The sequence below is a fragment of the Chitinophaga niabensis genome (assembly GCF_039545795.1).
GTDB classification, from domain to species: Bacteria; Bacteroidota; Bacteroidia; order Chitinophagales; family Chitinophagaceae; genus Chitinophaga; species Chitinophaga niabensis_B.
Window position 1 is genome coordinate 81,031 of record NZ_CP154260.1, and the last position, 14,534, is coordinate 95,564.

Below are 14,534 nucleotides of genomic sequence, written 5' to 3' on the forward strand. Positions count from 1 at the left end.
AACCTAAGATCGCTTGCCAAGAAAGAATTACTATGGTGCTATTGCAGTAATAGGTGTTGTCTCTTTTATCATTGTGGAATCGGCCGCCAGACCAAGAAATAGTTCGGGAAATACCTATAAAAGTAATAGTGAGATTGCGGTTAACCGGAAAACTGATATCGCGAAGCCAGATACTACTGCGAAGCCTGACACGCTGAAATTCCCCATCCGTGACCGGAGGGGCAGCGCTGTGACCGACCCCGTGAAGAATGCGATCGATCTGAAAGATCCCGCTCTCATCAGAAAAGAGGTTGAATACGACCCCGTTACAAAACAATATATCGTTACGGAAAAGATCGGCAGCCAAAACTACCGGCAGCCTACCGTGATGAGCTTTGCCGATTTTTACCGCCTCCAGGCACAACAAAGCGAACAGGATTACTGGCAAAAAAGGGCCAATACCATCGGTAACCTCAACCAAAGGACTACCGCTCCCCAGTTATATTATGGTGATAAATTGTTCGACCGGGTTTTCGGGGGGACCAAAGTGGATATTAAACCACAGGGATCACTGGGACTTACTTTTGGTTACCAGGGGCAGAACGTAAAGAACCCCGTGCTGGTGGAACGGGCCCGTAAGAACGGAGGTTTCGATTTCGACATAGATATTAATATGAACGTGACCGGGAAGATCGGGGAGAAGCTGAAGCTGATCACCAATTATAATACCCAGTCCACCTTCGACTTTGAAAACCAGGTAAAACTGGAATATACCGGCTACCAGGATGAGATCATTAAAAAAATAGAAGCGGGTAACGTAAGTTTTCCGCTCAGCAGCTCCCTGATCTCCGGGGTGCAATCCCTTTTTGGGGTCAAAACCCAGTTGCAATTTGGCCGCCTCACGGTAACCAGTGTACTGAGTAATCAAAAATCCCAAAAGCAGAACATGGTGCTGCGGGGAGGAAACAGTATCCAGGATTTTACTATCAAAGCAGATGAATACGAAGACAACCGGCACTTCCTGATGGGCCAGTTCTTCCGCGATACCTTTAATTATGCCATGGCCACCCTGCCCGTTATCCGTACCCAAACGAATATCATCCGGGTGGAAGTTTGGGTGACCAATAAAACAGGGGCCACCACAGATACAAGGGATATCGTAGGTCTGATGGACCTTGGAGAATTCCGTCCTTTTAATACCAGCCTTACTGTTACCACTTCAGACCGTAAGCCCAACAACGGAACCAATATCCTCTATTCCAACCTGGTAAGCGATCCCGGGGCCAGGAATTCAGGGACTGTGGTAAGCCGCCTGTTGGCAATGGGCCTGCAACCGGTGCAGGAGTTTGAAAAAACTTTTGCCCGTAAACTGGATTCTGCGGATTACGTAGTGAACCGTCAATTGGGTTTCATTTCGCTCAACCAGCAATTGCAGCCGGATGAGGTATTGGCCGTAGCGTATCAGTATTCTTATAATGGCCGTGTTTACCAAGTGGGTGAGTTTTCACAGGATGTACCGCCAGACCAGAATAATTCCGCCAACCAGCGGATCCTGTTCCTGAAACTCCTCAAAGCTACATCCGCCCGTCCCGCATTACCTATCTGGGACCTGATGATGAAAAACATCTACGCCACCAACGCCTTCCAGATCAACCGGCAGGATTTTAAACTGGATGTTTTATTCAAAGACCCGGGTACCGGAACAGGAGTAGGAGACAGGGTGCCGAGTGAAAAAAGATACCTCCCCGATGCCAAAGGCCAGTTTGCAGGCGCACCGATCATTACCATCCTCAACCTGGACAGGCTCAACAACCAGAACGACCCCCAACCGGATGGGGTGTTCGATTACGTGGAAGGATATACGATCAACTCCATGAACGGGAAGGTGATCTTCCCCGTGCTGGAACCTTTCTCGGAAGGCCTGCGGAGAGCATTTGAGGGAGATCCCGTACTGGAAAAACAATATCTCTACCCCATGCTGTACGACTCCATCAAAGTGATCGCACAGCAATTCCCGAACCTGAACAGGTACATCCTCAAAGGTTCCTATAAATCTTCCAACTCTTCTGAAATTTCACTGAACGCTTATAACATCCCTCCAGGTTCTGTAACTGTTACAGCCGGTGGCCAGATGTTGCGCGAGAACGTGGATTTCATTATCGATTATAACCTGGGCCGGATCAAGATCATCAACGGAGGTGTATTGAGTTCAGGTGTTCCCATCAATGTGCAGTTTGAAAATAATGCCCTCTTCGGTCAACAGGTCCGTAACTACATGGGTACGCGCCTGGATTATTTTGTGAACGATAAATTGAACATTGGTGGTACGGTAGTAAGAATGAGTGAAAGACCTTACTACCAGAAAGTGAATTATGGGGATGACCCGATCAAGAATACCGTAGTGGGGCTGGATGCAAACTATGTTTCAGAATGGCGCGGCCTTACCCGCATGCTGGATAAATTACCCAACTTCCAATCCACCCGCCCTGCCACCATTAATTTCACAGGAGAGGTGGCCCGTTTATTCCCAGGCCACAGCAAACTCGTGAATGCAGCCGGTAGCAAACAGGGGCAGGTAATGATAGACGATTTTGAAGGAGCACGCAACGGATATGATCTCAAATTCCCTTCTACCAGCTGGGCTTTGGCTTCTACACCCAGAGATGCTACGGATGCAAACGGTAATATCCTTTTCCCCGAAGCTGCTTTAAATGATACACTGCCTTATGGCCGCAACAGGGCATTACTGGCCTGGTATATTATTGAACCTACTTTACAGATCCCGAACTCACCGAATCTGCCACCAGGCGTAGGCCCATCACAAAGTGATCCGCGTACCCGCCTCGTTTACCAGAAAGATGTGTTCCCGAACCGTTCCACAGATTTCGGCCAGAGCCAGTTAAGTACTTTGGACCTTGCTTATTATCCGGAAGAAAAAGGGCCTTACAACTTTGAATCCTCACCGCTGGCATTGTTCCCGAACGGCAGGTTGCGTAACCCAAGGTCCCGCTGGGGAGGTATGATGCGCGCCATCGATAACAGTGACTTTGAAACGGCGAATATTGAGTTCATCGAATTCTGGATCCAGGATCCTTTCATCACCAATCAAACCAGCACAGGCGGTCAGTTATATTTCAACTTAGGTAACGTTTCTGAAGATGTACTGAAGGATTCCCGGAAAGCTTTTGAGAACGGATTACCTAATCCAATAACAGACAGGAACAAACTGGACTCCAGCCGCTGGGGCCGTGTTCCCAAATTCCAGCAGCAGATCACGCAGGCTTTCGATAACGACCCCGCCATCCGCCGTTACCAGGATGTTGGTTTCGATGGTTTGCTGGATGATGATGAACAACATTTCCGCGCTGCCTATCTGAACGATCTCTTAGCCGTTTTCGGCGCCAGTTCTGATGCTTACCGCAATGCCATAAAAGATCCTTCCAACGATAATTACAAATGGTACCGTCATGGAGATTATGATGCGGCGCCAAACCCTACCGGTGGAAAAGGTACCGGCATCCTGGGAAGGTATAAATATATTAACGGGCCGGAAGGCAACTCCCCGGTTTCTGATAATAACTCACAGTTCTCACAGGCTGCTACCAACTATCCTGAATCAGAAGACCTGAACAGGGATAACACCATGAACGAAACGGAAGAGTACTTCCAGTACCGGGTGAACATTACACCCAATATGCAGGTGGGTAGCAATTACCTGGTGGACAAATTTACCACCACGGTACAGTACCCTGATAATTCCACACATGATGAAGTATGGTACCAGTTCAAAGTACCTGTGAACCAGTACGACAGAAAAGTGGGTAATATCCCGGATTTCAAATCCATCCGTTTCATGCGGATGTTCCTCACCGGCTTTGAAGATTCCGTTGTGCTGCGTTTTGCAAAACTGGACCTCGTACGTAACCAATGGCGCCGTTACCTGTATGAACTGAAACCAGGTGATCCTATCCCGGTAGATCAAACAACAGCTTTCAATGCGTCCGCCGTGAACATTGAAGAGAACTCCCGCCGCAAACCTATTCCTTATGTACTGCCTCCCGGTATCCTGCGTCAGAATACCCTGAGTACAAATAATACAAACATCCTGCTCAATGAACAATCCCTGTCCGCACAGATCTGCGATCTGAAAGATGGTGATACAAGGGCATTGTATAAAAACCTGAACCTGGACCTTCGTCAATATAGCCGCATCCAGATGTTCATACACGCGGAAGCCGTAAACGTTCCCACTTCTTTAAAGGATAATGATCTGCAGGCGATCGTGCGGGTGGGTAGTGACTTTACAGAGAACTACTACGAATACCGCATTCCGTTGAAAGTAACGCCTTGGAATTCTACTACGGAAGCTGCCATATGGCCTGATCTCAACAACCTCGATCTTCAGCTGGACCGTTTCAGCCAGTTGAAACAGAAACGTAATAATGATGGAGCATCTCCATTGATCCCATACGTACAGGCAGATGGTAATAACTTCATTGCTATTATGGGTAATCCAAGTTTAGGGGATGTACGCAGTATCATGATCGGTGTATTGAATCCACAGAATGATGGGATGCCACTATGTACGGAAGTATGGTTCAATGAACTGCGCCTCACCGGTTTGGATGAAAAAGGCGGTTATGCTGCTTTAGCACGGATGGACCTGCAACTGGCAGACCTGGGTTCTGTTACCTTCAGCGGTAATATGCATACCGCAGGTTTTGGAGGAATTGATCAGCGGGTGAATGAACGTTTCCGTGATAACTACCTGCAATATGATGTAGCCACGAATCTTGATCTTGGAAAATTATTGCCAAAACGTACCGGCATCACGGTTCCGGTTTACGCAGGATATTCTCAAACCGTGAGCAATCCGGAATATGATCCATATGATCTGGACATCAAACTGAAAGATAAACTGGCACTGGCGAGAGATAAAGAACAAAGGGATTCTATCCGTAAGAATGCACAGGATTTTACCTCTATCACCAGTCTCAACTTTACCAATGTGCGTAAAATGGCAGTTGGTAAATCGAAGAGCCGCCTCTGGGATATTGAGAACTTTGATATCAGCTACTCCTATTCACAGATCAACCGGCACAACCCTGTTATCCAGAGTGATGTGCTCACCCGTCACCGTGGTGGTTTAGGTTACAACTTTGCAGGAACACCTAAGTTCATTGAACCGTTCAGGAAACTGATCAAGAGTAAATCTCCCTGGTTTGGTTTGGTGAAAGAATTCAACTTTAACTACATTCCTTCTATCATCAGCTTCCGTGCAGATGTGACCAGGCAGTTTGGTGCAACCCGCATGCGTAACGTAGGTGGCGGACCATTCCTTTTACAGGAAACATACGATAAGTATTTCACCTTCGACCGTTACTATATCTTCAAACTGGACATCAGCCGTAACCTGTCCCTCGATTTCAATGCCACCAATATGGCACGCATCGATGAACCAACAGGCCGTATCAATACCGGGCCAAAGAAAGATAGTGTGCGTAATAACTTCTTCAAGTTAGGCCGTACCACCAACTATTTCCACAATGCCACCATTACGTATACATTGCCTACTGCAAAATTCCCGCTCCTGAGCTGGACGAACGTAGCCGTAAGTTATGGAACAGAATACAGGTGGATAGGCGCATCCCGCCTGGCAATGTACCTTGGTAACGCCATTGAGAACTCTCATCAGAAAATGGTGAATGCCGAATTGAAGTTCACAGACCTCTATAATAAGAGTAAATGGCTGAGGAAGATGAATGCTTCTTCCGGTAGCGATTTTGTACAGCCGCCGATCATGAACAATGCTGCTGCACCAAAAGCAGCACCAAAAGCAGCTGAAGAAGATGCGCAGGTATCAGGTTTCGTAAAAGCACTGATGCGTGTAGCCATGTCTTTAAAGAGAGCAACGATCAACTACTCAGAAAACGCCGGTACCCGTTTACCCGGTTACCTGGATAGTACGAAACTGATAGGGATGAACTTTGCATCTATGGCTCCGGGTCTTCCATTTGTATTCGGTTACCAGCCTGATAAGAAATGGATGGACGACTTCTCGAAGAAAGGTCTCCTTTCCCGCGACACCCTTTTCAATATCCAGTTCCAACAACAGTTCACGCAAAAGCTGGATGTACAGGTGAACCTTGAGCCGGTACGCGATCTGCGGATAGACCTCAATCTCACCAAGTCATTCACAAAAACGCACTCTGAACTCTATAAGGATACCATCGGTAATGGTGCTTTCGGTCACCTCAATCCATATGATGCCGGTGGTTTTGAAATAACTTTCATTGCCATTAAAACCATGTGGGGTAAGATCAATACAGAGAATGGTGTATCTACCACTTTCAAGGATTTTGAGTCTTACCGTAAGATCATCTCTGCCCGTTTAGGTAAAGAGAACCCTTATAATGGTGGAGGTTCCGTACCTGAATTTGATCCTAAAGATCCGGAGTACCGTTATGGTTATGGCCGCTATGCGCAGGATGTACTGATCCCTGCATTCCTGGCAGCTTACACCGGTAAGAGCCCTGAAACCATCGGTTTGTTGAAACAGGGCGCAACCAACGTAAGATCCAATCCGTTCAAGAACATCCTGCCAAGACCTAACTGGCGGATCACTTATAATGGATTGAGCAGGGTGAAACCATTCACAGATTTCCTGACCAACTTCACTTTAACACATGCATACGTAGGAGCCCTCAGCATGAACTCCTACAATACCGCATTGATGTTCTATGATCCATTGCTGTTAGGTTATCCGGCCTTCCGCGACTCTGTTTCCGGTAATTACGTACCTTACTTCCTGCTGCCGAACATGACCATTACGGAACAGTTTGCACCATTGCTGGAAGCAGATATGACCTTTACCAACAGCCTGAACGTGCGCCTGGGCTTCAAACGCAGCCGTACACTGAGTCTTAGCCTGATCGATTACCAGTTGAGTGAAATGCGTTCCAGCGAAATAACCATGGGCGCAGGATACCGTGTTCGCGGATTCCCGCTGCCATTCAAAGTTGGCAAAGATGGCGGTAACCGTCTGGAAAACGACCTCAACTTCCGCCTGGACCTGAGTTTCCGTGACGATAAAACCGTGAACAACCGTTTGGATGCTGACCTGGTGATCCCCACCAGCGGTCAGAAAGTGATCGGTATTCAGCCTACAATAGACTATGTGGTGAACAACCGCTTAAATATCAAGTTCTTCTATGACCGCCGTCAGACCATTCCGGTGATCTCTACAGCCTACCCGATCACCACTACCCGCGGAGGTTTGACGTTACGGTTCATGCTCGCACAATAATATTCCAGGGGGCCCGGCAACACCGGGTCCCCGTTTTTGGTGATGATGAAAATCATTGTATAAGTCTGGTTAATCCCTACATTTGCGTATTCTTCTCATGAAATACGTATTCGTCATAATCACTTTAACAAGCCTTATGCTGCAAACATTCAGCAAGGGGCTGGTATTGGCGGAATTCATGATGAACAGGGATTACATTGCTAAAGTGCTGTGTATTAACAAAGCCAAACCCCAGCTGGCCTGCCATGGTCAGTGTCAGCTGATGAAGCAGATGGAGAAGGAAACGAAGAAAGAACAGAACGGCAATGCCCTGAAAGATAAGTACGAAGTGGTTTTCGCAGTGATCAACACTTCATTCCATCTCAGCCCTTCCATAGCTGTTAAAGAACTCTTTACCGCTTATAATGGCGGCGCACACCGCGATCCCCTTCATGCGGTATTTCACCCACCTCAGGCCTGATTACGGGCAATTCAAACATCTTCAACTTACCTGGGCCCCGGGTATAATGCATCTTTGCATCCATAAAGCGTGCCCTGCTGGCAACGCATAGTAACCCCAATACGTACAAGCTAAAAGCTAAAACATGCTTCGCATTTTTATACTTTTTTTATTAACCCTTCCCTGCATACCCACCGCCGCCCAAATGCAACTACAGGGCCGGGTAATTGATGCGCAAACAAGGGAAGCACTCCCCGGTGTTACCATCCAGTGCAATGCCAACGGCTGCACAACAGATGCGCAGGGGAGGTTCACACTCTCAGAACCACACCTGATCGATTCTATACAGGTATCATATATTGGCTATGTTGCTAAACGCATGCCCGCCGCACAAAAAGGAGAGATGGTCATTTACATGGAACCGCTTTCCACCCGTTTAAATGAAGTGATTGTTACTGCCGGAAGGGATAAACAGTTCCGCACGGAAGCACCGATCGCTATCAGTGCTATCTCCACCCAGCAGCTCAAAGAAACAAAAGCTACTTCACTGGAACAGGTATTGAACAAAGTGAGCGGCGTGTACATGGTAGACCTCGGAAATGAACAACATACCATGGCTATCCGCCAGCCCATTGGTTATCGCAGTCTTTTCCTCTACCTGGAAGATGGTATTCCCATCCGCACCACGGGAGACTTTAACCACAATGCACTCATTGAAATAAATATGGCTGCGCTGAAAACAATAGAAGTGATCCGCGGCCCGGCCTCATCTTTATATGGCAGCGAAGCTGTTGGTGGCGCCGTGAACTTCATCACATTATCTCCTACTTTATTACCTACAGCCAAAGTGCAGGCGGAAATGAGCAACTGGGGATACAAACGCACAGACTTCAGCATATCTGGCACTAAAGGCAAACTGGGCGTGATCCTGGGAGGTTATTATGCCAATCAGCACAACGGATATATTGAACATAGCGACTTCCACAAATTGGCACTCACCTTAAAAACCGAATACAAGATCAACGACCGCACTACCTGGACGAACGGGATCTCTCTGGTAGATTACCAAACAGATCAGACAGGCGGGGTAGACAGCACCAACTTCTTCTCCAAAAACTACAAAAGCTTTCACACCTTCTCTTACAGGATGGTAAAAGCTTTCAGGGTGCGCAGCACTTTGGAGCATCAGTGGAATGCCAATAACTTCACCAGTTTCACAGCCTTCTATCGCCATAATGAAATAGGGCAGAACCCTTTCTATGCCATCAAAACCACCAACAATCCCTTAAAGGCCCGCGGTGAAATAAACAGTGATGCTTTTCAGAGTTATGGTCTGCTCATACAGCATAAGAAACGTTTCAGCTGGAAGAATGCTTCGCTGATAACCGGGTTCAGTGCAGATTACAGCCCCGCAGAATATTTTGCTAACTATATTGATGTTGACAGAGATGCGGCCGGATATTTTACCGGTTACACCCCAACAGATTCCGTATTAACGGATTACCATGCCGGTTTATTAAATACAGCCTTGTATGCGCAGGCTGAGATGAGCCCCATAGCGCACATGAAAGTAATTGCCGCATTGCGTTACGACAGGATGGATTACAATTTTGATAATCATCTTCCTCCTTCCGCTTTTACTGGTTCTCCCGATGAACGTAATTACTTTCATGCCTGGACGCCTAAGCTGGGATTGACGTACGATTTTGGTCAGGACCGTGGATTGTACGCCAATTACAGCGTGGGTTTTGCACCTCCTAATATCTCGGAACTCTATCGCGGTGTAAAAGTACCCACCCTTAGATCTGCCACATACAACAACTACGAGATCGGCGGATGGTTCTCTTTCGCAAAGAACAAAGGATATGTGGATGTGAGCCTTTACCGCATGGATGGTACAAATGAAATAGTAAGTGTACGTTTGCCGGATGGTTCTTCCGAAAATCAGAATGCCGGTAAAACCCGCCACAGCGGAGTAGAATGGAACCTGCGTTATGCACCTGTTCCTTCCATCCTTTTCCGTACCGGTGGCACTTATGCCGTACATGATTTTGTGGCGTATGAAGACAAGGGGAAACAGTTCGGCGGTAACCGCATGAATGGTGCCCCCGCTGTGATCACCAATACAGAGATCACCTGGAAACCTGCTTTCCTGAAAGGATTCCGCACTGGACTGGAATGGCAGCACGTGGGTAAATACTTTATGGACCCGGCGAATACAGAAGAATATGGAGGGTATGATCTGCTGAATGCCCGCGTGGGATATAGTATCGGGGGCTTTGAATGCTGGCTGAACTGCCGCAACGTGGCAGATGTAATGTATGCTGTAACTGTAGATAAAAGTGCCTTTGGCAAAAGTTACCGCCCCGGCCCGAATAGAACTTTTAATGTTGGAGTGGCTTATACCTTCAGCGCAAAAAAATAAACATGAGATATTGGTTGATAGGATTGCTTTTCTTAGCAGCATGTGATACAAAAACAACATCATTTACAGAAGGAAAAGAACTGGTGTTATCAGATACTTCCCGCGATGCCTCCTGTACTTATATGACGCGCAATGCACAAGGACAGATCGTAGTAAGCTGGGTGGAAAATGAGCAGTTATACTATGCCGTTTCCCCGGATGAAGGCCTGACGTTTTCAAAAGGAAAGCTGATCCCTGCCACAGCTGGCATCCAGGCACACGCAGAGAACATGCCTAAAATGGTATTCAGGCCTAATGGTGAAGTAATAGCCATGTATGGCATACAAAGCGGTGACCCGCGCAATAAATATGCAGGCAAAGTATATTACACCCGATCCACTGATGCCGGTGAAAACTGGCTGCCTGCACAACCTTTGGTAACAGATACTGCCAGTTATGATCAGCGCTATTTTGATATGGCCTTACTGCCTTCCGGCGAAGCGGTTACCATATGGCTGGATAACCGGAAGAACGATACAAAAGAAGGTTCAACTTTATACATCGCCACTACCGGCAAAGAACCAGGCTTCCAGAAAGAAAGGCAGATTGCACAAACGGTTTGCCAATGCTGCCGTACTGCCTTGTATGTAGACGCTGATGGCGGATTACATGCAACATTCAGAGACATCATCAATGATACGATCCGGGATATGGTACATATTGTATCTGCAGATGGCGGTGCTACTTTTTCCCCGCCTGTACGGATCAGCGCAGATAACTGGGCTATCAATGGTTGTCCGCATACGGGGCCTGCATTAGTGAAGAATGCGCAGGGCCTGCACTTTGCGTGGTTCACCATGGGAGGAGGGCAAGGCGTTTTCTATTGCCAATCCCCTGATAACGGTATCACCTACACGCGGAGAGAAAGTATCAGTGCATTGCCTACTGCCAAACATCCACAACTGGCTGCCTTGAAGAATGGAGACCTTGCTTTGGTATGGGACGAAGCAGTAGATACCAGCGGCAGCAGGATCGGGATTCAGCACAAAGCAGGTAACGGTGAAAAGATTGCTGCCGGGTTTATTACACCGGCAGGTGTTTATGCTAACTTCCCGGTGTTGAAAACGGTTGGGGAAGGCAAGGTGTTAGTGGCGTATAAAAAAGTGAAAGGGAAACGGGAACAAGTGTGTGTACAGTTAGTGACGCTGTAGCTATTGAGCAGCCAGTTCCTGTGTCCAGAAATTCTTATACAGGGCAACGGCGGTTTCGTTCACTTTAGGGTTCATCATGGCTTTACAGTGTACGACACTGCCCATCAATCCTTTAACAAGTGTAACCTCTGTTAATATCCCCAGCGCTAAGTTTTCTTCATATGCTTTCCATTTATAGCCCATTGCTGCGATCCGGCTTCCCGGGCTGCTGCCATTCCTGCCCGCATGGCTAAAATAACCGCTGTCACTCATCTCTTTGCTATGCAGCCAGGAAGCTCTTTCCAGGTTTTTATTCCAGGTGAGGGGAACAGCCGGCGCCATAAAGGTGTCTCCGCAGTTGCAACCTTTGCTTCTGTAATCATTGATCAGTTCAAGCAATAGTGCTTTGTTCACAGGATTGTCGAATGCAAATGCTGTATCCGCTATCGCTGTAGCAACTTTTGCCGGAGGGTTCATTATTGTTAATGGTTCTTTGGAACAACCAGCCAGTATAAATAACATTAACACAGGGATCGTACATCTCATCAGATTTATTATTTAATTGGCAGTAAAGGTAGGAAGGATGACATCTTTAAATGATGACGTCAGGCAACGGGGGGAATGAGTTTTGTGCTGAATTGTTCTGATGAGAACGGGGATTTCAGATGATGGTGATCATCAATACCGGTGATAGGGATTGGAAACAGCTTAAATTAATTCCAGTTTCTTTCTGTCTGTAATATAGATCCGTCCTTCTTTTATGTTGATAATTTTTTCATCCCTGAAATCTCCCAGGGTTCGGATCAATGACTCCTTGGCTACACCTGTCAACGCAGCCAGGCTATCTCTGCTCATATCGATACTATAATTTTCGCTTTCGGAAGGATTGTATTTTTTATACAGGGACAAAAGAGCAATAGATACTTTTTTCCGGAGCGAATTATAGGCAATCCCCAATAGTTGATCCTCTTTTTCTGTGACATTCCGGGAAAGCAGCTGAATGAACTTATGGAGGATCCCCAGGTTATTAAAAAGCAAGGCTTCAAAATCTTCCCTGGGGATGATCACCAGTTCCGCATCTTCCAGTACATCTGCATTTTCACTATAAGCCCTTTGTTCCAGTAAAGCTGTATACCCCAGGAAATCACCTTCATTATATAAGCCAATGACAAGCTCTTTTCCTTCCTCATTCCGCTTGTAGGTCCTGACCTTCCCTTTCATGATATAATAAAGGCAGCAGGGGCGGTGACCTTCTATGTATACTTCCTGTTTCTTTTTATACCGCTGCGTTTCACTGTTTTCTTTCATTGACTCCTGTATCTCCTTATTGGTTGCGGCATGAATAAGGGTGTTCAATCCATATAGGGTAAGGGATGTTACTTTGCTGATCTGCCTTGCTTTTTTCAACCGGCTTGCTACTGCATTTAAAAGATCTGTGGTATTAAAGGGCTTGGTAATATAGTCGTCTCCCCCCATTTCCATTCCTTTCCGGATCTCTGCTGTTTCTGCCTTTGCGGAAAGGAAAATAAAGGGAGTATTCCATAACTGCTCGTTTTTCTGGAGCATGTGTAATACCCCATATCCATCCAGCACAGGCATCATAATGTCGCAGATGATCAGGTCCGGTAAGTGCGCAATGGCCGTTTCCATGCCTTCTTTTCCATTCTCAGCAGTTAAAACGGTATAGCTGGCCAGTTCAAGTATCTCCGCGATGTTTTCCCGGATCTCAACGTTATCTTCTATAATTAATATCTTTTTCAAGCGGAACTGATTTTAGAGGTGGATAGTGATCGAAAATTCAGTGCCTTTATTTAATTCACTCCGGCAACTGATAGAACCATTCATAACCTCAGCGTATTTCCTTACAATATGTAATCCCAGCCCGGTGCCCTGTATATTAGATACATTACTTCCCCTGTAGAACCGTTCAAACAGATGCTGCATGTCTGATTCAGGAATGCCCATCCCATTATCGCTAACGGACAATACCAATGTTTTTTCTGAAACGCTTGTTTGTAAAACAATCTCTCCATCTGCAGGAGAGAATTTGATAGCATTGGATACGAGGTTCAGCACAATGTGTTTTAACAGGATGGGATCTGATTGTACGATGACATTCCCTGTATGATGGTATGCTATCTTTTGCTTGTTTTTTTTAAGCCCGTCCATTTCACTGATGATAGTCATAATATGATCTTCCAGGTTAAAGTCAACTTTCTTTTCGGTAATTTTTCCTTCTTCGATCTTTCCCACGGAGAGGAAGTCGTTAAGTATACCTGTCAGCAAGGTTGCGGAGGAAACAATTCGCTGGACATGCTTTTCCCGTTTCTGTAGTTCTGCCTGATCATTATATTGGCTAACCAGGTAGGCGGAAGAGAGGATAGCGCTAAGGGGTGTTCTGAATTCATGGGAAGCCATGGATACAAAACGTGATTTTAGTTGGTTTAGTTCTTTTTCTTTTTCGAGAGATTCATTCAGAAAATTATTCACCCGCTGTAATTCTGCGTCTTTCGCTTTTGCTTCTTTAATTTGTTCTCCTAATTGCCTGACTGTTTCCATTAATGATTCAGTTCGCGCCGTTACTATTTTCTCGAGTTCTGTATTTAACTGTTTCAATGTATTTTCAGCATTCTTCCTGCCAGGTATAAAACTTACAAAAGCAATGAAAAACTGCCTCCCATCTGTTTTATAACTACCCAGGCTCACTTCTACAGGTACTTCACTTCCATCTTTTCTAACGGCCAGAATGTCCTGCTTTTCTTCCATTGTCCGGTTGCGGGGATTCGCGCTATAAACTTCCCTAAGCTGTTGATGTTGTGAATGAAAACGCTGGGGGATCAGTTTCTCTATTTTTTGACCGTTGATTTCCGATTCACTGTACCCAAACTCGTTTAACAGAAAAGGATTAGCCATCAGGATACAACCCGATTCGTCTGCAATAATGATACCCATAGTAGCATTATTGAAGAGCACATTAGAATCAATAACATGGCTATAATTCATATACATGGAATATGAGGGAAAGGGTTAAATAGCTGCCGGATATAAACCATACGCCTACATGTAATATAGGCGATTTTTCCTGCCTTCGGTGTTAACAGCTGTAACAGCAGTAGTTTCAGGTGATCACAATCATTTTAAAAAGGATCGTGATCATTGTTCACCCTATTGCATCCACGTATCTTTGCATTGAAATGGTGAACAAATAGGTTCCCC

Annotated in this window: 7 protein-coding genes; 4 read left to right on the forward strand and 3 right to left on the reverse strand. The window is 46.2% G+C overall.

Annotation, left to right across the window (positions count from 1 at the left end; all coding sequences use genetic code 11):
- Nucleotides 1-13 precede the first annotated feature (13 nt).
- From sprA to AAHN97_RS00400, 4 genes are all read left to right on the forward strand, one after another.
- Nucleotides 14-7,285, forward strand: coding sequence for a cell surface protein SprA (gene sprA, locus AAHN97_RS00385; RefSeq protein WP_343305605.1), 7,272 nt, complete (start codon nucleotides 14-16; stop codon nucleotides 7,283-7,285).
- 136 nt (nucleotides 7,286-7,421) lie between these two features.
- Nucleotides 7,422-7,745 (forward strand): hypothetical protein, encoded by a 324-nt coding sequence (locus AAHN97_RS00390; protein WP_343305606.1) that lies wholly within the window; start codon nucleotides 7,422-7,424, stop codon nucleotides 7,743-7,745.
- Between the two features lie 124 nt (nucleotides 7,746-7,869).
- A complete protein-coding gene (locus tag AAHN97_RS00395; RefSeq protein ID WP_343305607.1) occupies nucleotides 7,870-10,149 on the forward strand; it encodes a TonB-dependent receptor in 2,280 nt (759 codons plus the stop codon).
- Between the two features lie 2 nt (nucleotides 10,150-10,151).
- Complete coding sequence (locus tag AAHN97_RS00400) at nucleotides 10,152-11,339, forward strand: hypothetical protein (protein WP_343305608.1); 1,188 nt, start codon at nucleotides 10,152-10,154, stop codon at nucleotides 11,337-11,339.
- Here AAHN97_RS00400 and AAHN97_RS00405 read toward each other — a convergent pair whose 3' ends face one another.
- The 3 genes from AAHN97_RS00405 to AAHN97_RS00415 all read right to left on the reverse strand — a co-directional run bounded on the left by AAHN97_RS00405 (nucleotide 11,340) and on the right by AAHN97_RS00415 (nucleotide 14,321).
- Nucleotides 11,340-11,864: a CAP domain-containing protein gene (locus AAHN97_RS00405; protein WP_343305609.1), complete on the reverse strand. Its 525-nt coding sequence runs from the start codon at nucleotides 11,862-11,864 to the stop codon at nucleotides 11,340-11,342.
- A 162-nt stretch (nucleotides 11,865-12,026) separates the two neighbouring features.
- Nucleotides 12,027-13,079, reverse strand: a complete 1,053-nt coding sequence (locus AAHN97_RS00410) for a response regulator (protein WP_343305610.1) — start codon at nucleotides 13,077-13,079, stop codon at nucleotides 12,027-12,029.
- 12 nt (nucleotides 13,080-13,091) lie between these two features.
- Entirely contained in the window at nucleotides 13,092-14,321 is a 1,230-nt protein-coding gene (locus tag AAHN97_RS00415; protein WP_343305611.1) for a PAS domain-containing sensor histidine kinase, read from the reverse strand.
- Nucleotides 14,322-14,534: the final 213 nt, after the last annotated feature.

Excerpts from the sequence above, each read along its gene's own strand:
- AAHN97_RS00390 (WP_343305606.1), top strand. The coding sequence starts at position 7,422 with ATGCTGCAAACATTCAGCAAGGGGCTGGTATTGGCGGAATTCATGATG.
- AAHN97_RS00395 (WP_343305607.1), top strand. The coding sequence starts at position 7,870 with ATGCTTCGCATTTTTATACTTTTTTTATTAACCCTTCCCTGCATACCC.
- AAHN97_RS00415 (WP_343305611.1), bottom strand. The coding sequence starts at position 14,321 with ATGAATTATAGCCATGTTATTGATTCTAATGTGCTCTTCAATAATGCT.
- AAHN97_RS00400 (WP_343305608.1), top strand. The coding sequence starts at position 10,152 with ATGAGATATTGGTTGATAGGATTGCTTTTCTTAGCAGCATGTGATACA.
- AAHN97_RS00405 (WP_343305609.1), bottom strand. The coding sequence starts at position 11,864 with ATGAGATGTACGATCCCTGTGTTAATGTTATTTATACTGGCTGGTTGT.